At 67.1% G+C, this 25,891-nt stretch carries 21 protein-coding genes; 3 read left to right on the forward strand and 18 right to left on the reverse strand.

Going from position 1 to position 25,891, the window contains the following annotated elements:
* Positions 1-2 precede the first annotated feature (2 nt).
* Together DCE93_RS11175 and DCE93_RS11180 are read right to left on the reverse strand one after the other, a co-directional pair.
* Positions 3-2,468: an ATP-dependent helicase gene (locus DCE93_RS11175; RefSeq protein WP_108595943.1), complete on the reverse strand. Its 2,466-nt coding sequence runs from the start codon at positions 2,466-2,468 to the stop codon at positions 3-5.
* A 74-nt stretch (positions 2,469-2,542) separates the two neighbouring features.
* Complete coding sequence (locus DCE93_RS11180) at positions 2,543-3,592, reverse strand: glycerophosphodiester phosphodiesterase family protein (RefSeq protein ID WP_108595944.1); 1,050 nt, start codon at positions 3,590-3,592, stop codon at positions 2,543-2,545.
* A 158-nt stretch (positions 3,593-3,750) separates the two neighbouring features.
* Between DCE93_RS11180 and DCE93_RS11185 the strand changes: the two genes are divergently transcribed.
* A complete protein-coding gene (locus DCE93_RS11185; RefSeq protein ID WP_108595945.1) occupies positions 3,751-4,566 on the forward strand; it encodes a Bax inhibitor-1/YccA family protein in 816 nt (271 codons plus the stop codon).
* Positions 4,567-4,644: 78 nt separating this feature from the next.
* On the opposite strand, the gene DCE93_RS11190 is transcribed toward DCE93_RS11185, so the two are convergent.
* The 4 genes from DCE93_RS11190 to DCE93_RS11205 all read right to left on the reverse strand — a co-directional run bounded on the left by DCE93_RS11190 (position 4,645) and on the right by DCE93_RS11205 (position 8,675).
* Positions 4,645-5,589 (reverse strand): L-lactate dehydrogenase, encoded by a 945-nt coding sequence (locus DCE93_RS11190; RefSeq protein WP_108595946.1) that lies wholly within the window; start codon positions 5,587-5,589, stop codon positions 4,645-4,647.
* A 142-nt stretch (positions 5,590-5,731) separates the two neighbouring features.
* Positions 5,732-7,315 carry a glutamine-hydrolyzing GMP synthase gene (gene guaA / locus DCE93_RS11195; RefSeq protein WP_108595947.1) on the reverse strand — a complete coding sequence of 528 codons (1,584 nt, stop codon included), beginning with the start codon at positions 7,313-7,315 and terminating at the stop codon, positions 5,732-5,734.
* Positions 7,312-7,803, reverse strand: a complete 492-nt coding sequence (locus DCE93_RS11200) for a DUF3817 domain-containing protein (protein WP_108595948.1) — start codon at positions 7,801-7,803, stop codon at positions 7,312-7,314. The genes guaA and DCE93_RS11200 overlap by 4 nt, the downstream gene beginning before the upstream one ends.
* Positions 7,804-7,856: 53 nt before the next feature.
* Entirely contained in the window at positions 7,857-8,675 is an 819-nt protein-coding gene (locus DCE93_RS11205; protein WP_108595949.1) for an SURF1 family protein, read from the reverse strand.
* A gap of 609 nt (positions 8,676-9,284) precedes the next feature.
* On the opposite strand from DCE93_RS11205, the gene DCE93_RS11210 reads away from it, so the two are divergent.
* A complete protein-coding gene (locus tag DCE93_RS11210; RefSeq protein ID WP_108595950.1) occupies positions 9,285-10,544 on the forward strand; it encodes a nucleotide sugar dehydrogenase in 1,260 nt (419 codons plus the stop codon).
* 16 nt (positions 10,545-10,560) lie between these two features.
* The gene (locus tag DCE93_RS11215; RefSeq protein ID WP_108595951.1) at positions 10,561-11,706 is read left to right on the forward strand and encodes an MATE family efflux transporter; all 1,146 of its coding nucleotides are present in this window, start codon (positions 10,561-10,563) and stop codon (positions 11,704-11,706) included.
* A gap of 28 nt (positions 11,707-11,734) precedes the next feature.
* On the opposite strand, the gene DCE93_RS11220 is transcribed toward DCE93_RS11215, so the two are convergent.
* The 12 genes from DCE93_RS11220 to DCE93_RS11275 form a co-directional block, all read right to left on the reverse strand.
* Positions 11,735-12,529: a glycosyltransferase gene (locus DCE93_RS11220; protein ID WP_168186210.1), complete on the reverse strand. Its 795-nt coding sequence runs from the start codon at positions 12,527-12,529 to the stop codon at positions 11,735-11,737.
* Between the two features lie 349 nt (positions 12,530-12,878).
* Positions 12,879-14,042: a glycosyltransferase family 4 protein gene (locus DCE93_RS11225; protein ID WP_108595953.1), complete on the reverse strand. Its 1,164-nt coding sequence runs from the start codon at positions 14,040-14,042 to the stop codon at positions 12,879-12,881.
* The gene (locus tag DCE93_RS11230; protein ID WP_108595954.1) at positions 14,042-14,980 is read right to left on the reverse strand and encodes an NAD-dependent epimerase/dehydratase family protein; all 939 of its coding nucleotides are present in this window, start codon (positions 14,978-14,980) and stop codon (positions 14,042-14,044) included. Before DCE93_RS11230 ends, DCE93_RS11225 begins: the two co-directional genes overlap by 1 nt.
* Positions 14,981-14,983: 3 nt before the next feature.
* Positions 14,984-15,694 (reverse strand): acetyltransferase, encoded by a 711-nt coding sequence (locus DCE93_RS11235; RefSeq protein ID WP_108596742.1) that lies wholly within the window; start codon positions 15,692-15,694, stop codon positions 14,984-14,986.
* A gap of 9 nt (positions 15,695-15,703) precedes the next feature.
* Positions 15,704-16,342, reverse strand: coding sequence for a sugar transferase (locus DCE93_RS11240; RefSeq protein ID WP_108595955.1), 639 nt, complete (start codon positions 16,340-16,342; stop codon positions 15,704-15,706).
* The gene (locus DCE93_RS11245; protein ID WP_205647427.1) at positions 16,339-17,475 is read right to left on the reverse strand and encodes a DegT/DnrJ/EryC1/StrS family aminotransferase; all 1,137 of its coding nucleotides are present in this window, start codon (positions 17,473-17,475) and stop codon (positions 16,339-16,341) included. Before DCE93_RS11245 ends, DCE93_RS11240 begins: the two co-directional genes overlap by 4 nt.
* On the reverse strand, positions 17,468-19,342 hold the full coding sequence (locus DCE93_RS11250) for a polysaccharide biosynthesis protein (RefSeq protein WP_108595957.1): 1,875 nt from the start codon (positions 19,340-19,342) through the stop codon (positions 17,468-17,470). Before DCE93_RS11250 ends, DCE93_RS11245 begins: the two co-directional genes overlap by 8 nt.
* 162 nt (positions 19,343-19,504) lie before the next feature.
* Positions 19,505-20,461, reverse strand: coding sequence for a hypothetical protein (locus DCE93_RS11255; protein WP_146184983.1), 957 nt, complete (start codon positions 20,459-20,461; stop codon positions 19,505-19,507).
* The gene (locus DCE93_RS11260) at positions 20,458-21,099 is read right to left on the reverse strand and encodes an arsenate reductase/protein-tyrosine-phosphatase family protein (RefSeq protein ID WP_108595959.1); all 642 of its coding nucleotides are present in this window, start codon (positions 21,097-21,099) and stop codon (positions 20,458-20,460) included. The genes DCE93_RS11255 and DCE93_RS11260 overlap by 4 nt, the downstream gene beginning before the upstream one ends.
* A complete protein-coding gene (locus DCE93_RS11265; RefSeq protein ID WP_108595960.1) occupies positions 21,096-22,523 on the reverse strand; it encodes a tyrosine-protein kinase domain-containing protein in 1,428 nt (475 codons plus the stop codon). Before DCE93_RS11265 ends, DCE93_RS11260 begins: the two co-directional genes overlap by 4 nt.
* A 290-nt stretch (positions 22,524-22,813) precedes the next feature.
* Positions 22,814-24,544 carry a glycerol-3-phosphate dehydrogenase/oxidase gene (locus tag DCE93_RS11270; protein ID WP_205647428.1) on the reverse strand — a complete coding sequence of 577 codons (1,731 nt, stop codon included), beginning with the start codon at positions 24,542-24,544 and terminating at the stop codon, positions 22,814-22,816.
* A 172-nt stretch (positions 24,545-24,716) separates the two neighbouring features.
* Positions 24,717-25,841, reverse strand: coding sequence for a GuaB3 family IMP dehydrogenase-related protein (locus DCE93_RS11275; RefSeq protein ID WP_108595961.1), 1,125 nt, complete (start codon positions 25,839-25,841; stop codon positions 24,717-24,719).
* Positions 25,842-25,891 lie beyond the last annotated feature (50 nt).

A 25,891-nucleotide genomic window follows, 5' to 3' on the forward strand; every position in this document is an offset into this window, starting at 1 on the left:
GCTCAGAGCTTCTCGATCGGCGCGATCTTGATGAGGAGCTTCTTCTGCCCGGCTGTGTCGAAACCGACGTGGGCGATGCGCTTCGTGCCCTCGCCGGTCACCTGGGTGACGGTGCCCTCGCCGAAGTCGGTGTGCCGGATGCGGTCGCCGGCCTCGAGTGTGAGGTCGCCGTTGTCGCGCACCGTGCCGGTGACCCGATTGGCCCACTCCGTCTTCGGCTTGTCGGACCTCGTCACGCTGAACCGCTCGAGGTCGCGGTCTCGCGTACCCCACGCGCCGCCCGGCGCGCCGCGACGGGCGTTGAGCGCGCGCGGCTGCGTGCCGCCGCGCGACGTCGCCATGCCCGGCGACTGGCGCCAGTCGATGAGCCCCTCGGGGATCTCCTGCAGGTAGCGCGACGGCATCGCCACGGCGACCTCGCCGAACTGCGCGCGGCTCATCGCGAGCGAGAGGTAGAGACGCTTGCGGGCCCGTGTGATGCCGACGTAGAACAGCCGCCGCTCTTCGGCCGGGCCACCCGGCTCGGACGCCGACATCTGGTGCGGCAGCAGCCCCTCTTCGATGCCGGTGAGGAACACCGCGTGGTACTCGAGTCCCTTCGCGGTGTGCAGGGTCATGAGCGAGACGGTGCCCGAGGCGTCGTCGAGCTCATCGGCCGCCGCCACGAGCGAGACCTGGGTGAGGAAGTCGACGAGCGTCGCGCCGGGGTTCTCACGGTCGAAGTCGCGCGTCTGTGCCACGAGCTCTTCGACGTTCTCGGCGCGGGTCTCGTCTTGCGGGTCGCGGCTGTTGCGGAGCGCGTCGAGCAGGCCCGAGCGCTCCATGAGGAACACGAGCACGTCGGAGACCTTCGCGGCACCCGCGTTGGTGCCGGCCTCGATGCCCTCGGCCGAGGGCACGAGCATCGCCGCGGCCTCGTCGAGCACGTTCGCGAGCGCCGAGATCGCGCCCGTCACCTTCGGCCCGAGGCCGAGCCCGTCGACCGCGCGCATCGCCTGCCGGAAGGTGAGCTCGTTCTGCTCGGCGAACGAGGCCAGGGCCGTCTCGGTGGCCGGGCCGATGCCGCGCTTCGGCGTGTTCAGGATGCGCCGCAACGCCAGCTCGTCTGCCGGGTTCGCGACGGCGATGAGATAGGCCATCGCGTCTTTGATCTCTGCGCGCTCGTAGAACTTCGTGCCGCCGACGACCCGGTAGGGCAGGGCCGAGCGCACGAAGATCTCCTCGAGCGCTCGGGTCTGCGCGTTGGTGCGGTAGAAGACCGCGATGTCGCGGTAGGCGACGCCGGCACGATGCAGCGCCTCGATCTCGTCGGCGATGAACTGGGCCTCGTCGTGCGCGGTGTACCCGGTGTAGCCAGTGATCTTGTCGCCATCGCCGTCGGCCGTCCAGAGTTTCTTCTCTTTACGGTCGAAGTTGTTGGCGATGACGGCGTTCGCCGCCGAGAGGATGTTCTGCGTCGAGCGGTAGTTCTGTTCGAGCAGCACGACCTTCGCGCCGGGGAAGTCGCGTTCGAACTCCGAGATGTTGCGGATGTCGGCACCGCGGAAGGCGTAGATCGACTGATCGGAGTCGCCGACGACCGTGAGGCTCGCGCCGGGGATCGCCCCCGAGGCATCCGTGAGCCCTCGCACCAGGATGCCGTGCTCGTCGAGTTCGGCGACGATCTCTCGCGGCACCGGCCGCGTCAGCTCGTGGATGAGCGAGTACTGCGCGTGGTTCGTGTCTTGGTACTCGTCGACGAGGATGTGCCGGAAGCGGCGCTGGTAGAGCGCCGCGACCTTCGGGAAGGCACGGAAGAGGTAGACCGTCTCGGCGATGAGGTCGTCGAAATCGAGGGCGCTCGCCGCTCGCAGGCGCCGGGTGTACTGGCGGAAGATCTCGAGGAACATGACCTCTTGCGGGTCGTTCGTGTTCGCGTTGCGCGCGTGCGTCTCGACGTCGGTGAGCTCGTTCTTCAGCTTCGAGATCTTCGACTGCGCGCTCGCGGGGGTGAACCCCATGGTGTCGGCGTCGAGTTCTTTGATGATGCGCTTCAGGATCGTGCGCTGGTCGGCGGAGTCGTAGATCGTGAACGTCGACGACAGGCCGATCGACTCGGCTTCACGACGCAGGATGCGCACGCACGCCGAGTGGAACGTCGAGATCCACATGCCGGATGCCCCTTCGCCGAGCAGCGCCTCGACGCGCTCGCGCATCTCGGCCGCCGCCTTGTTGGTGAAGGTGATCGCGAGGATCTGGCTCGGCCATGCCTCGCGGCTCTCGATGAGGCTCGCGATGCGGTGCGTGAGCACGCGCGTCTTGCCCGACCCCGCCCCCGCGACGATGAGGAGCGCGGGCCCGCGGTACTCGACCGCCTCGCGCTGTTCGGGGTTGAGCCCGTCGGTGAGCCTGGAGCCGGAGTGGTCTGCAGAGACGGCGGGCGCCTCGCGCCAGCCGGCCGGGTCGTCGGGGTCGAGGATCAGCGTCATGTCCCTCCAAGTCTAGGCGCGGCCGCCGACACCGGCCCCGATCCGCCGCTGCCCCGACCGGCGTTCCCGACGCCTCAGCCGGTCACCGATCGGCGCGCGTCGACGCCGAGGTCGGGGTGATCGAGGAAGACCCCGTCGACGCCCATGCCGATGATCTCGCTGAACTCTCCGAGCCACTCGCCGTAGGCCGCCCGTCCGGTGCCGCGCCGGAACGGCGCTGAGAGCGACCGGTTCTCGGGGCGGAGCGTCCAGGTGTAGATCTCGAGGTTCGCCGCGTGCGCCGCATCGACGAGGTCGGCACCCGTGAGCGGCGGGCCCGCGGCATCCGCGGCTCGCCTCGTCTTCGCCCCGCCGACGAGCCGCGCCTTGCCCACGCTCACCCCGTCGAAGCGGCCGGCGAGGCCGAGCAGGCCCTCTTCGGTCATGAACGAGTCGTAGCGCGGCGCCGTGCGCGCACCGGTGAGCACGAGGTCCCACGGCGCACCGGTGCCCTCGATCAGGAACACCCGCTTGCCCCGGATGCCTCGCGCGCCGAGCCGATCGAGCAGGGTGGGCTCGAACGCCTCCATGATGAGCCGCTCGTCGCCCCGGCCCCAGCCGGCTGCTTCGAGTTCGGCGTGGAAGAGCTCGTCGAGCGGCAGCCCCAGCGCGTCGAAATGCGCGGCGTGCTTGAACTCGGCCACTATGCGCAGGAGCCGGCGTTGTTCGCCCCCCGCGATGTCGATGATCTCGAAGAGCTCCCGCAGCCGGATGATCGGATAGCGTCCGTCGAAGCTCGCACTCGCCTGCCGGATCGAGCCGAGGCGCTCGCGCGCCCGCAGTGTCGCGAGCTCCGCCCACGTGAAGTCCTCGGTGAACCAGCCGGTGAGGGCGGTGCCGTCGACTTCGCGCGTGGTGCGGCGACCGGCGAACTCGGGGCGGCTCGCGACATCCGTGGTGCCCGAGATCTCGTTCTCGTGACGCAGCACGAGCACGCCGTCGCGGGTCGCGACGATGTCGGGCTCGACCGCATCGGCGCCGAGCGCGAAGGCGAGCTCGTACGACGATCGCGTGTGCTCGGGGCGGTACCCGGGCGCACCCCGGTGCCCGATCACGAGCGGGCGCGGGGGGTCGTCGTGGAGCATGGCCCCAGCGTAGTCAGCGCGGGCTGGCGTCGCGGGGGAATTCCGTGAGAACTCAAGGCGTTGTCATGGAGAACTCCGATAGGTTGGTTGTGGCAGCGGATGCCGCATGCCCGCCGCCGTTCCGAGCCCCCGACCACAGCCGAAAGCAGAGGAACCCCATGGCTCTCGACAACCCCGCATTCTCGCGGAACTCCGCGTTCTCCGCGCAGGGGGGCGCGGCCGCAGCGCACGACATCTCGGCTCAGCAGCTGCAGCAGATGTACAACCAGCCCGCCACCCCGCCCGCCGGCGAGACCATGGCGGTCGAGACGACGATCCAGAAGGCCGCCGTGTCGTTCGGGCTCCTGCTCGTCGGTGCCGCCCTCGGCTGGCTCACGACCGAGTCGCTGCCGTTCCTCTGGATCGGCGCCGGCATCGTCGGCTTCGTGCTCGTGCTCGTCAACACCTTCAAGCGCGAGCCCTCCCCCGCGCTGATCCTCGCCTACTCGGCCGTGCAGGGCGTCTTCGTCGGCGGCATCTCGGCCTGGTACGAGTCGATCAACCCCGGCATCGTCGCGCAGGCCGTCATCGCGACCCTCGTGGTCGTCGGCGTGACGCTCGCGCTCTTCGCCTCGGGCAAGATCCGCGCCTCGAAGAAGGCGACGAAGATCTTCCTCATCGCGATGGTGGGCTACCTCGTGTTCTCGCTCGTGAACCTGGGCATCATGCTCTTCGGCGGAGCCGAGGGCAACCCGTGGGGCCTTCGCGGCAGCTTCGAGATCATGGGCATCCCGCTCGGCGTGATCCTCGGCGTTTTCGTCGTCATCATGGCGGCGTACTCGCTCGTGCTCGACTTCGACTTCATCCAGCAGGGCGTGCGCAACCGCGCCCCGAAGAAGTACGAGTGGTCGGGTGTCTTCGGCATCATGGTCACGGTCATCTGGCTGTACCTCGAGATCCTGCGCATGCTCGCGATCGCGCAGTCGAGCGACTGACCCTCGCCAGCCTCGTCGAACGGCCGCCTTCGGGCGGCCGTTCGTGTTTCGGCGGCCCTGCGCCGGCGCCCCCCGGGTTCAGAGCCCGAGCGTCGCGACCGAGGCGCGAATCGCATCGGCCGACGCCGCGAGCAGGCGTTCCTCCTCGGCCGAGAAGGGCGTCTCGTCGACCGGCACGGCACCGTCGCCGCCGACGACGCTCGGCAGCGACAGGGCGACTCCGTCGAGATTCCGGATGCCGCTGAGCACCGTCGAGACCGGCAGCACCGCTCGTTCGTCGCTCAGCACCGCCTCGACGATGCGCGCCCCCGCCAGGCCGATGGCGTAGTTCGTCGCGCCCTTGCCGCGGATCACCGTGTACGCGGCATCCCGAACCTCGCGGGCGATCTCGTCGAGCTCGCCCGCCGTGAACGGTTCGGCGCCGCGCCACTCGAGGATCGGCACCGGCCCGATGCGGGCGTTGGACCACAGCGGGAACTCGGTGTCGCCGTGTTCGCCGACGATGTCGGCGTGCACGCTCCTGATGGTCACGCCGGCCCGCTTCGCGAGCAGCCAGCGCAGCCGCGAGGTGTCGAGCACGGTGCCCGAGCCGAAGATGCGGTGCGGCGGCAGGCCCGTGATGCGCTGCGCCGCGACCGTGAGCACGTCGACGGGGTTCGTGACGAGCACGATCACGGCGTCGGGCGCCCGCTCGAGCAGGGCCGGCAGCAGCTCTTCGAGGATGCGCACGTTCGTGCCGGCGAGATCGAGCCGGGACTGCCCGGGTTGCTGCTTCGCGCCGGCGGTGACCACGATGACGTGCGAACCCGCCACCACGGCGAGATCGGCGCCGCCGTTCACCGATGAGCCGGTGAACTGCGTGCCGTGCGCGAGGTCGAGCACCTCGGCCTCGACCTTCTCGCGCGCGATGTCGTACAACGCCACCTCGTTCGCGGCACCCCGGATCAACGCCGCATAGGCGAGGCTCGTGCCCACGCTGCCTGCCCCGACCACCGTCAACTTCGAGTTCTCGACGACCCCCATGCGCCAAGTCTGGCAGCATGGGCCGTCTCCCTGCACCTCAACGGATCGCCCGCACCTGGCACGACGAAGGCCGGCACCCGTCGGGGTGCCGGCCTTCGTCAGCGGTCGAGCGGAAGCGGGCGGGCCGCCTCCGCGGCCGAACTCACTCCCATTCGATGGTGCCCGGCGGCTTCGACGTGACGTCGAGCACGACCCGATTGACCTCGGGAACCTCGTTCGTGATGCGGTTCGAGATCTTCGCCAGCACGTCGTAGGGCAGGCGCGTCCAGTCGGCGGTCATCGCGTCTTCCGACGAGACGGGGCGCAGCACGATGGGGTGTCCGTAGGTGCGGCCGTCGCCTTGCACGCCGACCGAGCGCACGTCGGCGAGCAGCACGACGGGGCACTGCCAGATCTCGTGGTCGAGGCCCGCGTTCGTCAGCTCTTCACGCGCGATCGCATCGGCCTCGCGGAGCAGCTCGAGGCGCTCACGGGTGACCTCGCCGACGATGCGGATGCCGAGGCCCGGCCCTGGGAAGGGCTGGCGGCCGACGATCGTCTCGGGCAACCCGAGCTCGCGGCCGATCGCGCGCACCTCGTCTTTGAACAGGGTGCGCAGCGGCTCGACGAGCTCGAACTGCAGGTCTTCGGGCAGGCCGCCGACGTTGTGATGGCTCTTGATGTTGGCCGTGCCCGCGCCGCCGCCCGACTCGACGACGTCGGGGTAGAGCGTGCCCTGCACGAGGAACTTGATCGGCTGTCCGTCGGCGGCCGCCTCGGCGACGAGGTCGCGCTCGGCCTGCTCGAAGGCGCGGATGAACTCCCGGCCGATGATCTTGCGCTTCTCCTCGGGGTCGGTGACCCCGGCGAGCGCATCGAGGAAGATGTCGGCCACGTCGACCGTGATGAGGCGCACGCCCGTGGCGGCGACATAGTCCTGCTGCACCTGCTCGCGCTCCCCCTTGCGGAGCAGCCCGTGGTCGACGAAGACCGCGGTCAGCTGGTCGCCGACGGCCTGCTGCACGAGGGCGGTCGACACCGCGGAGTCGACGCCGCCCGACAGTGCCGAGATGACGCGGGCCGAGCCGACCTGGGCGCGGATGCGCTCGACCTGCTCGGCGATGACATTGCCCGAGTTCCAGTCGGCGGGAATGCCGGCGGCACGGTGCAGGAAGTTCTCGATGATGCGCTGGCCGAACTCGGAGTGCTTGACCTCGGGGTGCCACTGCACGCCGTAGAAGCGCTTCTCGTCGTTGGCGAACGCGGCCACGGGCGTCGACGCCGTCGAGGCGAGCACCTCGAAGCCCTCGGGCGCGCGCGAGACCGAGTCGCCGTGGCTCATCCACACGGTCTGGTCGACCGGCTGCCCCTCGAGCAGGGCGTTGCCCGAGGCATCCGTCACCGTCGCGGCCGTGGCGCCGTACTCGCGGAGCCCGGTGTGCGCGACCTCGCCGCCGAGCTGCTTCGCCATCACCTGGAAGCCGTAGCAGATGCCGAGCGTCGGCACGCCGAGCTGGAGGATGCCCTCGTCGAGCTTCGGGGCCCCGTCTTCGTAGACCGACGACGGCCCGCCCGAGAGCACGATGCCGATCGGGTTCTTCGCCGCGACCTCTGCCGCGGTGATCGTGTGCGGCACGATCTCTGAGTAGACGGATGCCTCGCGCACCCGCCGCGCGATGAGCTGTGCGTACTGGGCGCCGAAGTCGACGACGAGAACCGGCCGCTGCTGGGTGGGCTGATCGGTCACTGCTGGGCCTCCACGGTGTCGGAAGAGTCGGTGCGGTCTGAAGTCGCGGCTCCGTCGGCCTCGCGGTGGTCGACGTAGTCGCGCACCTCTCGTCCGATGCGAGCTTCGAGGAAGAACGAGAGGAACGGCACGATGCCGCCGAGCGCGATGATGATGAACCGGCTGAAGGGCCAGCGCATGAGGCTCCAGAGCCGGAAGTCGCTGAAGAGGTACACGACGTAGAACCAGCCGTGCGCGATGAGGATGCCGGTCGAGAGGTTGGCACCCGTGCCCGTGGACTCGAGCCCCGCGGCGGTCTCGATCACGGGGGCGAATGCGAGCACGCCCTGGTCGCCGAACGCGAAGAGCTCGAGATGGAACGCGTACTTCATGATCATCTCGGCACACAGCAGGAGCAGCATCACGCCCGTGATGACCGAGGCCACCTGATAGAGCTTGAGCGCCCCGCGAATGCGCGGCAGATCGGCGGATTTCGGCTCGAGGGGCATGGGAACAGTCTACGTGGCGTCGAGCGGGTGCACGGCGGTCCGCATCGACGACGTCAGTCGGCGGGTGGGGCCCCGACCGCGGCCTCGCGGGAGGCGGATGCCTCGGCCTCCTCCTGCTCCTCGCGCTCGCGCTCGCGCTCGACCGCATCGCGCACGAGGCGGTACCAGAGGTAGATCGCGAACCCGGCGAAGACTGCCCACTCGATGGCGTAGAAGACGTTGAGCCAGTCGAGCTGCGCCTCCTCCTCGGGCGGCGGCGAAGCGATCGCATCGAGTCCTGCCGGCGGTTCGGCCGCGGTGACGTACCCGAAGTAGACGGGCCGGTCGTCGAAATCGGCCCACACGTTGATGAGCTGCGCCACCGCCACCGTCTGCATCGAGAACGGGTCGGCATCGTCGGCAGGGGCCATCGGCGCCTCGCTCGGCAGGAATCGACCGACGAGCGTGACGGGAGCGGCCGGGTCGACGGAGGCTTCGAACCGTTCGGCGGCCTCGCGCGCAGTCTCTTCGTCGGGCGCCCAGCCGAGCGCGACCGGCAGCCCTCCCGGCGTGCCATCCGTCACCTCGAGGTGCACGACCGGCCAGTACCCGGCGACGCCGTCGTTCAGCCGGCCCTCGACGATGACCGTGTCGCCCGGCACGACGGTGCCCGTCACCTCGACGAGCTGCGCGGTCGCGGCCTGCTCGGTCGGCCGGTCGGGTTCGGCGACGCCTGCGAACGGGCGCACCTCCTCAGTGGGCCGCTCCACCACCACCGATTGCTCGACGGCTCGCTCGAGCTGCCACTGGCCGAGCAACGCGAACGCCGCCGCGATGCCGAGGGCGAGCAGCAGTGCGAGCACCCATCGAGGGCGCAACATCATCTTGAGCATCAGCCGCCGACGCTTCCGCCAAAGACCCGACGGACATCACCCATGCGTCCCAGTCTATGGCGCCGGTCAGCCGACGACCGGCTAGTCCGCTTCGACGATGATCGATCGCGGACGCACACACCGGAGAGCTGGTGCACGGGTTCTTCGAGCGCTCGGCTCGCCGTCGAGTCCAGTGTTTCCGTACTGTTCATGAAGGCCGAATCGGTGGTTCTCGACGCATCGACGCCGAGGATCATTTCCGCCGCAGGGACTTCTCCATCGATGGACGGCATCGTCGAGCGGGCAGATCCCGCGCCCCGCGGAAAGATGCCGCAACGCCGCCCAAGGCTGGAGCGCGACAAGCGCAGCGACCGGCACCTACAGCCTTGCGCGACGTTTCAATGGTCTCCGCGCCTCTGGCATGCGTCCAGCCGGCCCTCATACCCTCACGGTTATGTTCAGCGAATCCGATCACGGCGATGAGGCGAATCCGACTGTGAGGACGTCCGGTGCGAAGCCCACCGCTGCCGTCTGGTGGAGCGCGTTCGGGGGCGGCCACGCACAGGACCCGTGGGCCGCTGCCAATAGACTGGAGCCCTCAAAGACCTGGAACGGTGGGGGAAGTAGCGCATGGGCAAGAAAGTCGTCGTCGTCGGGCAGGGGTATGTCGGGCTTCCAGTCGCGATGCGAGCGGTCGAGGTCGGATACGACGTCGTAGGTGTCGACCTTGACGACGCGCGTGTCGCTGCGTTACGAGATGGGATCTCCTTCGTCGACGACGTTTCCGAGGCCACGCTGCAATCAGCGCTCGCGTCTGGCCGTTATATGCCGACGAACGACTATTCAGACAGCGCAGAGTTCGACATCGCCGTGATCACCGTGCCGACGCCGCTGCACGAGACACTTCCCGATCTGAGTTTCATCGAATCGTCAGCAGCTTCACTCGCAGCGAACCTCCGTGCAGGAGCTGTCGTCATCCTGGAGTCGACAACGTACCCGGGTACCACCGAGGAGTTGCTCGTCCCGATCCTCGAGAGCGGTTCCGGCCTCACTGCCGGCAAGGATTTCTACGCCGGCTACAGCCCGGAGCGCATCGACCCGGGCAACCCGGTCTGGGGCTTCGTCAACACCCCCAAGGTCGTCTCCGGAATCGACGCTCCTTCCCTCGAGGTCGTGCAAGGGTTCTACGATTCGCTCGTCGACCGTACGGTGCCAGTGAGCTCGCCGAAAGAGGCTGAGCTGACGAAGCTGCTGGAGAACACCTTCCGTCATGTGAATATCGCTCTCGTGAACGAGCTTGCCATCTTCGGACACCAGCTCGGGGTCAACGTCTGGGAGGCGATCGACGCCGCCTCGACGAAGCCATTCGGGTACATGCGTTTCACGCCCGGTCCCGGCGTCGGCGGACACTGCCTGCCGGTGGACCCGAGCTACTTGTCGTGGCAGGTGAAACGCAAACTCGGCCAGAACTTCCGGTTCGTCGAGCTCGCGAATGATGTGAACGACCACATGCCCGACTACGTCTTGCAGCGCGCCATGCGCATGCTGAACGACTTGGGCTCTGCGATTCGCGACTCCCGTGTGCTGCTCGTCGGGCTCGCGTACAAGCGAGACACCGGAGACATCCGCGAGTCGCCCTCGCTTCGACTCATCGAGCTGCTGCTCGAGTGCGGCGCCCTGGTGAAGGGTGCCGACGGTCACGTCGAAGCCCACCGCTGGCCCGCGCACGTGGAGCAAGCCGAACTCACCTCCGAGACGATCGATTCGGCCGATCTGGTGATCCTGCTGACCGACCACACAGATTTCGACCTCGAGCTGCTCGGACGCTCTTCGACGCCTGTGCTGGACACGCGCAACCGCCTTCGCGGTCCGAACGTCGTGCGACTCTAGGGATCGCATCACCTCTGTGCGTCTTCTCCGGATCGTCCTCACGACGGTAGCGGCGGCCGTCGCCGCAATCGGCATGCAAATCGTCGCGCTCATCTCCCTGGATGCCGCCTCCTTCGGATACTTCTCGATCATCTATCTGGTTGGGGCGTTCGCGCTCTCCGTCTCACTCTCGGCCGTCAGCGAGGCCTGGGTACGATCGGAACTCGCGGGAACCCTTTCAGATTGGCGATCCTACGCGTCGGTCACGATCTACTTCAGCGGAATTGCAGCACTCGTAGCCTCGGCGGTCGCCTTGCTGATACCGCCACTCGCGCCGTCATGGTGGCTGGCGGCGCTTGCGGTGTTCGGCACGGTGTATCGCGCGAGTGCCCGATTCCACAGCATGCGCTCGGGCCAATGGGGCGGCGTCATTGCCGGAGATGTCGTCGGAATGCTCGCCGTGGTGGGCGCACTCATCCTGATCCTCACGTACGCGCGAGGGAGCCTCGAAGCAGTCATGAGTGCTTGGGCTCTCGCGTCGATGTCGAGCGCGCTCTGCTCACGCATCGCGGTGCCGATGCCACCAACGGTCATCGGCACTTGGGTGCGCCGCAATCGTCATGCGATATCGCCGCTGCTTCGTGATTCCCTCGTCATGGATACCGCAGCCATCGGTACCCCATACGTGCTGGCGCCGATCTTGGGGGTCGCGAATTTCGGCATCTACCGCGCGGTGTCGAACGTCGCAGCACCGGTGCGCCTCCTTCTGAATCCGATCCGCCCCAAGCTGTCGACGTTGCCTCTGTCGAAACTGGTCAACCGATCGACCTTGATCGGTCTGCTCGGGCTGTCTCTTGCCGTGGGCGGTATCGCTTCAGGCGCTCTGCTGTTACTGAATGCGCTAGATCTCGACCTCGGCGCACTCAACGACTTGACGCCGTTCGCTCTTCCGACCGGACTCTTCGTCGCGGGAAACATGCTTGGCCACAGTTACTACCTCATCGCGCGTCAGCATGCGACTGCCGAACGGATCGTCCGTGCACGTCTCGTGCAGACGCTGCTCGCAGTGGTACTGCCCATCTCGGGCGCGATATTCGCAGGTCTTCTTGGTGCGATCTGGGCGTACACGATCGCTACCTGCTCGTCCGCCGCGTTCTGGGCGGTCTCAGCTCATCGCTCCTGACGCGACGTGCAGATTCAGTCTGGAATCGTCACTCGACATCCATCGCCCTGCACCACTCGCCTTGCCACGCTCGGAAGCTGTAATGCGCTTCGATCGCGCGGCGACCTGCGACCCCGCGCGCCGCTCGAGCCGTCGCGCTTTCATTGATGACCGTTTCGAGCACGTCGACCCAATCGGACTCCGTTTCGGGGGCCAGACCTTCGGACAGCGAGAGCACCTCGCGATTCGCCCCAACCGGGCTCCCGATCATCGGCAGACCAGAAGCCCCATACTGCAGGAGCTTGTAGGCACACTTGCCTCGGCTCCAGGGGTCATCCGGTAGCGGCATCACGCCGAAGTCCGCGGACGCAAGAACGTTCGCGAAAGTCCCGATGTCCCATCCGACGCGGTCCACCATTGCATCAAGTGCCCCGAGCGGCGCTTCCCCGGCACTGACTATCGTCAGTCGCAGCCCGTGCGTTCGATGTGCGTGCAAGAGCTCCGCGGAAATCGCTTGGAGAAATCGTTCGGTACTGGGAGACCCGATCCAGATGGCGCGAGGGGTCTCGCTCAGATGAAAGTCGGTCTTCATCCGATACTCATTCGGATTGACACAGCTGGGAATCACGACGGTGTTGCGATTGAGCTGACTCGCCTGATCCGCCAAGACCGAGTTGCCCGCGATGACGGTGTCAGCCGCCTCCACAGCACGGCGCCAGATCCTCTCCTTCGGGAACAGCCGTCCTGTGAGCGAAGCTGTCGGCAGGTACAGTGCATCGTCGAAGTCGTAGACGCCAAGGCTCGCAGCAGCCAGAAGATCCCGCTCAAGCGCGCCACTGCTCAACGGACTTGCTTGACGGGAGAGAAGGAGTCGTCGTCCTCTCATCTCCGATCTCAACCTGCGGAGTCCGGTCTCGGCGACAGCAACCTCCTTCGGATGCCGCAGCAATGAGCTCGGGGCGTTCGAAGACCCACCCATGTACGTCGCGGAGCGCGCGTCGAGCTCCAACCAATCGAGCCAATCGAACACTCGCACTCTCGCGCTGCCGGCGGCTCTCCCGTACGACGTAACCGTGACAAGTTCGCTCACCGGAGCAACCTCCATCGCTTGAGCGTTGCCGATGCGTCTGGCCGCATCGACGACGCAATCATCAGTAGCGCCGCGGAAAGGTACACGGTGCTGTTCATCCTGGTCAGGCTCGTCGGGCCCGTAGGTTGCGCAGAAACGACTCGGTCTGCATCCAGACCACGTCTCGGGCGTAGCTGGCAACAACGAGCTCACGTCCCGCTTGTCCCATCGCTTTCGCGCGCTCTGGATTCGTCAGCAAGCGCGCGAGCTCTGCCGCCAGGGAGACTGGATCGCCGACACGCGCGATGCTCCCCGTGACATCGTCGACCACGGAATCGACAGCACCTGTCGCATCGGTCGTCACGACCGGTACTCCGCTTGCAGATGCCTCGAGGACGACGTTGGGAAAGCCTTCACGAAATGTCGGGAGGCAGAGGACATCCATCAGGGCATAGTAGGGCGCGGTGTCTGGAACGTGCCCCAGCACGACCGGAGGGTACCCGCCGGCGCCCAGTTGATCGAGCACCAGGCGCGACTCGGCTTCCTCGACGTCGCCGATGACGAGGAGCTGATGATCGACACCGTCGTCTGCAAGACGCTTGCAGGCTTCGGCAAGAACCTCGAGGCCCTTGTCCCGCGTCAACCGACCGACGAAACCGACCGTAGGAACCCCCGCGAGTCCGATCCGTGCACGTTCGGCGCCGGCGTCGCGGAGAGCTGACGGGTCGGCAGGTCGGAATCTCTTGGTATCGACACCATTCGAACTTCCGCGCCCCAGCACCACGACTTGATCGCCCTGGGCTAGGCGCAGATCAATCAGGCGGTCGCGAAGACTCGAACTGACCGCTATCGCGGTCGTCGACGTTGCGAAGGCGATTCGTTCGAGCAGCGTGTACACGCGACGCGCCAGCCCACGCGTGGTCTCAAGCCGAAGGCCGCGCACATGGTAGACGCGCACTGGAACCCGCGTGAGCACGGCGGCGACCAATCCGAGAAGGCCCGCCTTCGGTGTGCCCACCATCACGACGTCCGGCCGAATCCGCCGAAGAAGTCGCACCCACGAAACGAGCGACGATGCATCGGCGAACGGCGCCGGCTCACGAGCCATCTTGAGGGCGTGCGTTGTCACCTCACCCGATGTTCCAAGCTCCGTGAGCCGTGGACCGGTCGAAGACACGACATGTACCTTCCACCCGTGCGCGCTGAGATACTCCGGGAAGCCGCGCATCAACGACAGCGATACGTCAGCGGTCACTCCGAGTACAACGACGCGACGATCGCCGGTCATCAGGCCTGGCCGCGCTGTCTCTTGAACCAATCGACGGTTGTCGCGACCCCCGCCGCCAGCGGCACCGGTGCGATCTGCGGGAAGTACTCCCTGATTCGAAGCCCATCCGCCTGCGATGCGCGCACATCCCCGACACGGCTCTCGGTGTGCTCCACAGCCACCTTGAATCCGAGTTCGGCTTCAAGGACTTCGATCAGTTCCAGCAAGGTCGTGTTCGTACCGAACGCGAGGTTGACTGGATCCGGGGCGACGATTCGATCCACTGATGCTGTGAAAAGAGCCGCACAGACGCTTTCGACGTGCGTGAAGTCTCGCGACTGAAGCCCATCTCCATGCACGACGAGCGGCCTGCCATCAAGCGCTGCATCGACGAATCGAGGGATCACCGCGGCATATGCATGATCAGCGGGCTGGAGCGGCCCGTAGACGTTGAAGAATCTGAAGGCAAGCGTCTCCAGGCCGTACGCGAACTGATATGCCAGCGTGTACCCTTCGGCGCCGAGCTTGGTCACAGCGTACGGACTCATCGGGCGGGTCCAGTCGAATTCGGACTTCGGGAGCTTCAGGTTCGCTCCATAGACCGAGCTCGACGATGCGAAAACCACGTACGCACCGACGGATCGTGCTGCTTCCAGGACTGTGAGGGTTCCAGTCAGATTCGCGACATGACTTGCCATCGGGTCGTTGATCGAGCGCGGCACGCTCCCGAGCGCTCCAAGATGGACGATCGCGTCGACATCTTCAACCGCCGATCGCATTGCATCAGCGTCAGCGACCGAAGCGACGCGGATATCGACATCGAGACCATCGAGATTGGTCATGCGACCCGTGCTCAGATCGTCAATCACGCGGATATCGACTGATGGGTCGTGCAGGGCGAAATAACGGGCGAGGTTCGAACCGATGAACCCTGCACCGCCGGTAATCAGTACTCTCAAGACTTAGCGCCTCCGATCTGGGGTTTGCGATGTACTCTGCGGCTCCGGTACCGGAGCTGCAGCAGGCTGTTGTGGCCGTGCGGGGACCCCGATGACCGTCTGGCCGACCGCAACATCGCGGGTGACGCAAGCGACTGCACCGACGACGGCATCTGCGCCGATCGTCAGTCCCTGCAGAATCGCGGCAGTCGTTCCGACGAGTACTCGGTCGCCGATGACGACGTCCCCGGATATTGCGCATCCGGGGTTGAGCGAGACGTAATCGCCCAACATGGAATCGTGCCCGACTGAGACGTTCGGATTCACGTGAACGTGATCGCCTGACGAGATATTCGTCGTCATGCTCACGCCTGCGCACACGACAGATCCCGCTCCGAGGGTGACACGGCTACCGAAGTTTGCCTTGGGGTGCACGATCGGGTCGATCGGGCTGAGCCTGTCGCCGATCTTCATCACGACCCGAGCTCGGATCTGTGGAGCGCCGATTCCAATCACATAGCGGGCCGCGCCGCCTCGCGCGAGATACTCATCCAGAGAACCGAGGTACCGATAACCGCGATCAGCGAGCCGGCTCAGATTCAACTCGCTCGGCGAATCGTCGATCACTCCGTCCACGACGTACCGCGCGGCCGGGCTGCCTTCGTTCAGAGCCTCAAGAACATCGAGTACTTCCCGACCGAACCCGCCCGCGCCGACCACCACGACATGAAGCATCTCGGCCACCTATCCGCCGTGCCCGGATGGCGTCTGAGTCGACCCGCCGAATTCGGGCATCGTCACGTGCCCCTCTGCTGCGACACCGTCTCGTCGAAGCACCGAATGGATCGTCCGCCACAGAATGTGCGCATCGAGCATCAAACTCCGTCGATCGACATACTCGACATCGAGTTCGAATCTGTCATCCCACCCAACGGCGTTGCGACCGCTCACCTGTGCGAGTCCCGTGATGCCCGGACGCACCTCGTGCCGACGTGCCTGCTCAGGCGAATAACGACCCAGGTACGACATGAGCAGAGGTCTCGGCCCGACGAAGCTCATTTCTCCACGAAGGACGTTCCACAGTTCGGGAAGCTCGTCGAGGCTTGTCGAGCGCAACGTACGCCCGAAATCGGTCAGCCGATCCGCGTCGGAATGGATGCCGTTCCGATGGTCTGCATCGAGCATGCTTCGGAACTTGATGAGGCGAAAGGGTCTTCCATCACGACCGGGTCGCTCCTGAACGAACAAGACAGGCCGACCCATCTTGCACGCCACCGCGATCGAGATGGCGAGCAGCAATGGCGAGAGCACCACGAGGCCGGCGCCGGCGCCGACGGCATCGATGACCCGCTTGATACGGTCGTACGGCCGGGTTGCGCTCACCGCCGAGCCTCCAGGAACTTCCCGATGCGCTCGTCGACTCGGCGCACCTGGTCGGGGGTGAGCGCCGAACCGCTCGGCAACGTCAGCCCAGTGCGGAAGAGCGCTTCGGATGACCCGTTCAATGCTGCACGGTGATCGGCGAACACCGGCTGCATGTGCATCGGTTTCCAGAGCGGCCGTGATTCGATGGCTTCCTCACCGAGCCAGTCGCCGAGATCCGACGGTTCCCAGCCTGCGACGGTGGGGTCGACCACGATCGCCGTCAACCAGAAGTTGTCATGCTGATCATCAGCTGCACCGAAGATCTCGACTCCTGGCACGTCTGCGAAGAGCGCCTTGTAACGCTCGCGATGAAGGCGGCGCCTCGCGATCATCTCATCGAGACGCGACAGCTGCGCTCGGCCCAACGCCGCGAGCAGATTGCTCATGCGGTAGTTGAAGCCGATCTCGGTGTGCTCGTAGTGCACCGCGGGTTGACGGGCCTGCGTCGAGAGGTATCGCACCTGCGACGCGAACGCCTCGTCGTCGGTGAGCAGCATGCCCCCGCCTGACGTCGTCATGATCTTGTTGCCGTTGAACGAGAGGATCGAGGCACGCCCGAACGACCCGGCCGCACGACCCCGGTGGTTCGCGCCAAGAGATTCGGCGGCATCGGCGAGCAGCGGCACGCCATACTCCGTCGCGATCCGCTCGATCGAGGTGTAGTCGACGCACTTGCCGAGGAGGTCGACCGGCACGATCGCGGCCACGTGCTCTCCGGCCGCACTCAACTCGGCCAGCGCCTGGGCGAGCAGCGCGGGATCCATTTCGCCGGTCACGGGATCGCAGTCGACGAAGTACGGCTCCGCACCGGTGTACATGATCGCATTCGCCGTAGCGACGAAGGTCATCGTCGATGTGAGCACGATGTCGCCCGAACCGACTCCCAGTGTGACGAGCCCCAGGTGCAGAGCTGCCGTGCCTGACGACAACGCCACAGCGTGTCCGACTCCGGCGCGAGACGCGACCTCTGCTTCGAACGCATCGACGTGCGGGCCGAGCGGTGCGACCCAACCCGAACGCAGCGCGTCGACGACGAATTGCTCCTCGAGCACGCCGACATCGGGCGAAGACATGTAGATGCGCTCAGTCACGCTGCGAATCCTCTGCGTTGCGGACGAGGGCCCCATCGCCGAGGCCGAGCACCGCCGCTTCGTTGGTCCGACGCGCGCTCCGTATCCTCGCCTCCCAGCCGGCTTTGTCCAATCGCTCCGGAGAGATGCTGTTGACGCGCGCATGCGAGATCTTCGGGTGAAGCGGCCGGTCGGTCGATTCCGATGCGCCGACGAGTTCCTCGTGCAGCTTCTCGCCCTCACGCAGACCCGTGAAGACGATCTCGATGTCTTTGCCCGACATTTCGATCATCCGCTCCGCGACATCCAGGATGCGAACGGGCTCGCCCATGTCGAGAATCAACACCTCTGCAGGCTTACCGATCCCGCCGGCCTGAACGACGAGTTGGCAGGCTTCCGGAATCGTCATGAAGAACCGCGTGACTTCTGGGTGAGTGACCGTGATCGGCCCACCGGCTTTGATGAGCGCCGAGAACGTCGGCAGCATCGATCCCCGGCTTCCGATCACATTGCCGAAGCGCACCGACAGGTAACGCAACCCGGTTTCAGTCGCCATCCACGCGGTCAACTTCTCGGCAACCCGCTTCGAGTGCCCGAGCACGCTGGTCGGATTCGCGGCTTTGTCGGTGGAGATGTTGACGAAGGTGTCGACACCGACCTCGCGTGCCGCATTCAGCACGTTGAGCGTGCCCATCACGTTCGTCTTCCACGCTTCGTCGGGGTACTGCTCGAGCATCGGGAGGTGTTTCAGCGCCGCGGCGTGGAAGACCACCTCGGGGCGCCGCTCCTCGAACACCGCCTGCAGTGCTGGCACGTCGCGGATATCTGCGAGAACGACGTCACGCGTATCAAGCAGTCCATGACCAGCAGTGCCGAGCTGCGCCATCTGCAAGCCGGTCTCATCACGGTCGAGCATGATGAGCTCAGCCGGACCGTACTGGACGATCTGACGGCAGAGTTCGGACCCGATGGATCCGCCCGCACCCGTCACGAGCACGCGCTTGCCGGCGAGATATCCGGCGATCGAACCGACGTCGGTATCCACGGGATGCCGGCCGATGAGATCTTCGATCGAGATGTCTCGAAGGTCGGACGGCTGCTTCTCACCGGAGAGGATCTCGTCGAGTCGCGGCAGCACCTTGACGTGGAGTCCCAATCGTTCGCCCTCGTCATTCACCCGACGGAGGAAGCTCGCGTCTGCGCTGGCGATCGCGACGACGATCGCAGACGCGTCGGTCTCCGACGCGATACGTTCGAGGTCGCTGAGCGTGCCGCGCACGGCGACACCGCTGTGCCGCACATTCCGATATGCAGGTTGGTCGTCGATCAATGCCACCGGCAGATACGGCGAGTCCGGGTCCGTCATCATGCGGCGGATGAGCGTCGCACCCAGATACCCGGCCCCGTACACCAGAACACGCTGGGCATCGAGTCCAGGCCGTACTCTGCGCTCGACATACAGCCGCTTCATGTAGCGCGCCGCGCACATGAACAGCAAGCCGATCGGCAGGGCGATGAGGATGGTGCTGCGGGGGATGCTGAGACTCGTGCCGAAGAGGACAGTCGGCACGCAGAGAACGACGGCGACGACGACGACCGCAGCAGAGAGCGCTCTGACTTCTTCGAAGGTGCCGTAGGTGAATCGACCCCGATACAGGTGGAAGGTCCATCCGATCGCCAGCTGGAGCACGACCGCGGAGGCGATCAGCAACAACATCGGCACGACAGCGACCTGGGAGAGATCGAACTCGTACCTGAACACCTCGGCGAGAACGATTGCAAGCGCCCACGCTCCCGCGTCGAGCCCGAACTGTGTGCTGAGACGCACCGGCCGGGCCGCACGGAACCCGCGTTCCAGGATCCGCTCGGGACTGTCAGTCTTTGCCATGGGGCATCTCCATCATTCGAAAGGTTGGGGATGTTGAAGATCCACGTCCGAATCGATTCGCTTCCGTCGCTCGGCCAGATGAAGGCATCCGCGCAGAGCTGCGTCGATTCGGCTGCCGCGAGTGCGGCGATTCATCGGCTCGAGAATGCTCGCGTGCTGGCGTCACAGCCACGACACTCCCCCGTCTTCAGATCGGCCGAGGGCATCGCCCGCCCACAGCCATGTTGCGCCGCCGACAACCGAGTCCACGGCGACCTCGCCTGCACCGACCGTCGCTGCGAGGCACGCGCCCGCGGCACCGGGCACGAGTCCGGCGTCGCCGGCGGTGAGCTCGACGAGCTGGGCGCCGACGCATCCGTTCTGATCGACCACCGCGACCCGGTACGCGGTGCCGTTGGTACCGATCGCCGCAGCGCCGACCACCGGGGCCGCTGAACGCCAGCTCGCCCCCGCGTCGCTCGTCGCGTGCACGGAGCCGTCTTCGCACAGCACGGCCGCTGCGTTCGCATCGATCACCGCGAGCTGTACCACGACGCCGCACGGTGCGGACAGGTCGCCGGCGGGTGCGTGAACGCCTGCCCGGTTCGACGGATCGACGAACCACGATGCGTCGAGCTCTTCGGGCACCGGCTGCCAGGCATCGCCCGAGGTGAACGAGCGTTCGTAGGCCGGCGCGCAGCCCTCGACGCCGAGGCCGATCAGGTCGACGAACGCGTCGTCGCCGGCGGCCACGCGCTGTACCTCGGAGACCGGGGCCGGTTCTGCCGTCTCCCACGTCGCTCCGCCGTCGGAGGTGACCTCGATCGTCGTGGGCTCAGGGCAGGCGGTCGCGCCCGCGCGCACCGCCGAGCTCGCGTCGATCGCGGCGATCAGACGGCCGGGCACCGCGAGCGGCCTCGCCACCGGCGCCGGCGTGGCGGATGGCGGCTCGCTTCTGGTCGCTTCAGGTGTCGCTGAGGGCGAGCTGCCCGGCGTCGTGCCGGCGCCGGGCACCGAACGATTCTGGGTGAGCGCGACGAACGTGAGGGCGAGCACGACGACGGCGAGTGCGATGAGACCAGCGCCCGCCCACAGTCTGTTGTTGCGGCGAGACCTCCCTGCTCGTCGCGGCGCTGTCATCGGTGCGCCTGCGTGAGCTGTGCGGCGCGCGCGAGCAGCGACACCGTGGCTTGCAGGGCGGGCACCAGCTGCGCGGTCGACTCCTCGTAGACGGCGACGGGTTGACCATACGGGTCGATGACATCCGCATCGTCAGGCGATTCGAGCGGCTCGACCACGCCGCGCAGCGACGCTGCGGCCTGCACCGCGATCTTCAGGTTCGAGGCGATGCGGGCGGCGGAGCTGAGACCGGCTTCGACGGGCCCAGCGAACGGCGAGACCGAGGCATCGAGGTCGGCATCGGTGACGGATGCCGCAAGGCGACCGAACTCGCGCAACGTGAACGTGTGACGGGTCGCCGCCGGCACGAGCTCGACGACGGCTCGACGGTGCTCGCGGGCGAGGCCGAGCACGAGATCGGACTCTGCGATGAATTGCTCGGTGAGGAGGCGGGCCACGTGCGCCGAGGCATCCGTCGCCCCCAGGCGCGTCGAGATCGTCTGGGCCTCCGGCGTCATGCCGTGGCCGACGAGCGCGACGGTGCCCGCACTGGCGACCGTGACGCCCTCGATGCCGGCGAGCTCACGGCGCAGCAGTTGCTCGGCCAGCGGCGAGCGGCAGATGTTGCCCGTGCAGACCGTCAGGATGCGGAAGCTCATGAGCGAGCGCCCCGCGGTCGCTCACGGGTCGCGTCGACGTCGAAGGTGCCCTCGAGATCGTGCGACATGCCGTAGGTGTAGGTGCCGTACCCGTAGCTGCCAGGCCCCTTCGTCGGCAGCATCGTGACGATGATGCCGAGCAGACGGCTGCCGATCGCGTCGAGCGCGCGCACAGCACCCGCGAGCTCTTGCTTCTTCGTCGAGCCCGAGGCGGCCACGAGAATCGCACCGCTGGTGAGCTTCGAGACGACCGCGGCATCGGTCACGAGGAGCAGCGGCGGGGAGTCGATGAGCACGTAGTCGAACTGCGAGGTGAGCGTTTCGAGCACTCGGGCCATCGCGGCCGAGCCGAGCAGCTCGCTGGGGTTCGGCGGGATGCGCCCGGCTGGCAGCACGTAGAGGTGGTTGCGGCTCCATTTCTGCAGCACGTCGACGAGCTCGGCACGGCCGATGAGCACATCGGTGAGCCCCACGCCGCCCTCGATGCCCATGTAGTCGGCGATCTTCGGCAGGCGCAGGTCGCCGTCGATGAGGGCGACCTTGGCGCCGGTCTCGGCGAGCGAGATGGCGAGGTTCGCGGTGGTGGTCGACTTGCCCTCACCCGGGCCGGCACTCGCGATCACGAAACTGCGCGGCCCGCCGTCGAGGTTCACGAACTGCAGGTTCGTGCGCAGGCTGCGGAACGACTCCGTGCGCGGATTGCGCGGGTCGGCGTGCACGATCAGGGGGCGCTTCTTCGCATCCGGGTCGAGTGCGATGCCGCCGAGCATCGGCTTGTCGGTGATCTGCCCGATGTCGTGCAGGGAGTGGATGCGGGTGTCGAGCACCGAGCGAAGCACGGCGATGCCGATGCCGACCGCGAGGCCGATCAGCGCACCGAGCACGAGATTGAGCGGCACGTTCGGGCTCGACGGAGCGCTGGGAACTGTGGCCGGCTGAATCGTCTCGATCTTGACGAGGCTCGCACCACCGCCCTCGGGCTTCTCGAGGTCGTTGACCACGATGTCGGCGAAGTTGCGCCCGGTGGAGTTCGCGATCTCGGCTGCGAGCCCCGGGTCGTGGTCGGTCACCGTGATGTCGATCAGCACGGAGTTGACCGGCGAGCTCGCGACGATCTGCCCGCTGAGCGCCGCGGTCGACGTGTCGAGTTCCAGGTCTTCGATGACCCGGTCGAGCACGATCGCGCTGTCGACCACGTCGACGTAGCTCGTCACCGCTTGACGGGCGAAGGTCGTTCCCTGCACGAGGTCACCGGTCACCGCGGTGTCGCCGGCCCGCACGGAGACGTACAGCTCGGTGGTGGCCACGTACTTCGGTGCGACGAGGATCGAGTAGACCGCTGCGAGGCCGATACCGGTCAGCAGACAGGCCAAGATCAGGAGCCAACTCTTATGAAGGATCCTCACATAGTCGCGCAGCTCCACGAATCATCCTCTCCCCAATGGCGCAACTCCCCCGCGCGACCCAAGACAGTCTCCCATCCCGTTGCAGCTCATTACGGCAACGTTGCGTCCCATGTCGCTCCCCTGGCCGAGGGCGCGGTCGATCGTCTGCACACGATCGGTGTGCTCGTGCTCGGCGTGACGAGAATCACGCCGACGGCGACCTCAGCGCGGGATTCCGCGACGTGTCCTTCGAGCTCAGCACCGCGCGACTGATGGGCGGGGAGCCCTCCTACCGGACCCCGCCTGACTGAACGTTCGCTGCTGAGAGCTCAGTCCACCTTCACGATGTCGGGGGCTTCGAGACGTGCGCGATCCGCCGACTCGTCGTCGGGCTGCTCCTGCGAGGCGCGCTCGGCTGCGACGCGTTCCAGGTAGCGCTCGACCTCGAGGCTCTGGCGCGCGGCATCCCAGCCGAGCACACCGCCCATGAGCCTCGCGGCGACCGGCGCGGCGGAGACCCCTCGGTCCCACGCCTCGATCGAGATGCGGGTGCGGCGGGCGAGCACGTCGTCGAGATGCAGGGCGCCCTCGTGCGATGCCGCGTAGACGACCTCGGCGCCGAGGTAGTCGTCGGCACCCGGCAGCGGTTCGCCGAGCGACGCGTCTTCGCGAATCAGGTCGAGCAGCTCGTCGGTCATCGTGCCGTAGCGATTCAAGAGGTGCTCGATGCGCACCTCGTGCACGCCGAAGGCCCGGGCGATCTTGCCGCGCTTGTTCCACGCCGCCTGGTATCCCTCTGCGCCGAGCAGCGGGATGTCCTGCGTCGTCGACTTCGGCACCTTGCCGTCGAGCGCGTCGGCGGCCGCATCGATCGCGTCCTTCGCCATCACCCGGTACGTGGTCCACTTGCCGCCCGCGACGACGACGAGTCCGGGCACGGTGTGCGCCACGATGTGCTCGCGCGAGAGCTTCGAGGTCTGGTCGCTCTCGCCCGCCAGCAGAGGTCGCAGGCCCGCGTAGACGCCCTCGACGTCTTCTCGCGTGAGCGGGATGCCGAGCACGCCGTTGACGTGCTCGAGCAGGTAGTCGATGTCGGCGGCGGTCGCAGCGGGGTGCGCCTTGTCGAGGTTCCAGTCGGTGTCCGTCGTGCCGATCAGCCAGTGCCGCCCCCAGGGGATCACGAACAGCACGCTCTTCTCGGTGCGGAAGATCATGCCCATGGCCGACTGGATGCGGTCGCGTGGCACGACGAGGTGGATGCCCTTCGAGGCGCGCACCTTGAACGTGCCGCGTTCGCCGACCATGCGCTGCGTGTCGTCCGTCCATACGCCGGTCGCGTTGACGACCTGCTTCGCGCGGATCTCGAAGTGCTCGCCGGTCTGCAGGTCGTGCGCCTTCACGCCGACGACGCGCTCGCCGACCTTCACGAAGCCCTCGACCTTGACCCGGCTCGCGACGTGTGCGCCGTAGAACGACGCGGTGCGGGCGAGAGAAGCCACATACCGGGCGTCGTCGACCTGCGCGTCGTAATAGGTGAGCCCGCCGACGAGCGCATCGTTCGAGAGCGACGGGATCGCCCGCATCACCTGGCGCTTGGAGAGGTGGCGGTGGTGCGGCACTCCAGGCGGCCGGCCGCCGGTGTAGCTGAAGATGTCGTAGAGCATCATGCCCGCGCCCACGTAGAACCGCTCGAAGATGCGGGTCTTCAGCGGGTAGAGGAACCGCACGGGCTTCACGAGGTGCGGCGCGATGCGCTGCAGCAGCAGGCCCCGCTCGATGAGCGCCTCGCGCACGAGCCGGAAATCGAGCTGCTCGAGATAGCGGATGCCGCCGTGCACGAGCTTCGACGATCGACTCGAGGTGCCCGAGGCCCAGTCGCGGGCTTCGAGCAGACCGGTCGAGAGTCCCCGGGTCACGGCGTCGAGTGCGGCACCGGTGCCGACGATTCCTCCGCCCACCACGAGGATGTCGAGTTCCTTCTCCTTCAGCCGCGCGATCGCGGCCTCACGCTCTTCGGGTCCGAGCTTCGTCGAACGTGTCACGGACTTGAGTCTCGCCATCGTGGTACCCCATCCCCGCGGCCTCACGGCGAGGCCGCGCGATCCGTTTCCACGCTACCCGAGCGCCCGCCTGCGCGCTACGGAACCGGCACTCTGGACCGCGCCGCGCAGGACGACTGGTACGGGGCGACGACCTCGATCACGACTGCGCCGCTCAGGTGGACCGCGCCGCTCAGGACGACTGGTACGGGGCGACGACGACGTCGACCCGCTGGAACTCCTTGAGGTCGGAGTAGCCGGTGGTCGCCATCGAGCGCTTCAGCGCCCCGATGAGGTTCGTGACGCCGTCGGCCGAGGGCGCCGGGCCGTAGAGCACCTCTTCGAGCGGAGCGACCTGGCCGACGTGCACGCGCTGGCCGCGCGGGAGCTTCGGGTGGTGCGCATCGGCGCCCCAGTGGTAGCCGCCGCCCGGGGCATCCGTCGCCCGCGCGAGGGCCGCACCGAGCATGACCGCGTCGGCGCCGCACGCGATCGCCTTCACGATGTCGCCCGACTTGCCGACTCCGCCGTCGGCGATGACGTGCACGTAGCGGCCGCCCGACTCGTCGAGGTAGTCGCGGCGCGCGCCCGCGACATCGGCGACCGCCGTGGCCATGGGAGCGTGGATGCCGAGCGTGGCCCGCGTCGTCGACGCCGCTCCCCCGCCGAAGCCGACGAGCACGCCCGCGGCGCCGGTGCGCATGAGGTGCAGGGCCGCGGTGTACGTCGCGGCGCCGCCGACGATGACGGGCACGTCGAGTTCGTAGATGAACTTCTTGAGGTTCAGCGGCTCCTGGTTCTTCGAGACGTGCTCGGCAGACACCGTGGTGCCACGGATCACGAACAGGTCGACGCCCGCGGCGACGACGGTCTCGTAGAGCTCTTGGGTGCGCTGCGGCGAGAGCGCGCCCGCGACGGTGACGCCGGCAGCGCGGATCTCGGCGAGTCGCTCCGTCACGAGTTCGGGCTTGATCGGCTCGGAGTAGAGCTGCTGCATGCGTGCCGTGGCGTGCTCGGGGTGGAGGTTGCGAATCTCGGCGAGCACGGGCTCGGGGTCTTCGTACCGGGTCCAGAGGCCCTCGAGGTCGAGCACCCCGAGTCCGCCGAGCTGGCCCATCATGATCGCGGTCTGCGGCGAGACGACGGAGTCCATGGGCGCGGCGAGGAACGGGATGTCGAACTGGTACGCGTCGATCGACCAGCCGACGGAGACGTCTTCGGGGTCGCGGGTGCGCCGGCTCGGCACGATGGCGATGTCATCGAATGCGTAGACGCGCTGGCCCCGCTTGGAGCGGCCGATCTCGATCTCCTGGGTCACCACTCAACCCTACCGGCCCGCCCCCGTGACCGCCTGCGGCGTCGGGGGCG

The sequence above is a fragment of the Agromyces badenianii genome (genome assembly GCF_003070885.1).
Classification (GTDB): Bacteria; Actinomycetota; Actinomycetes; order Actinomycetales; family Microbacteriaceae; genus Agromyces; species Agromyces badenianii.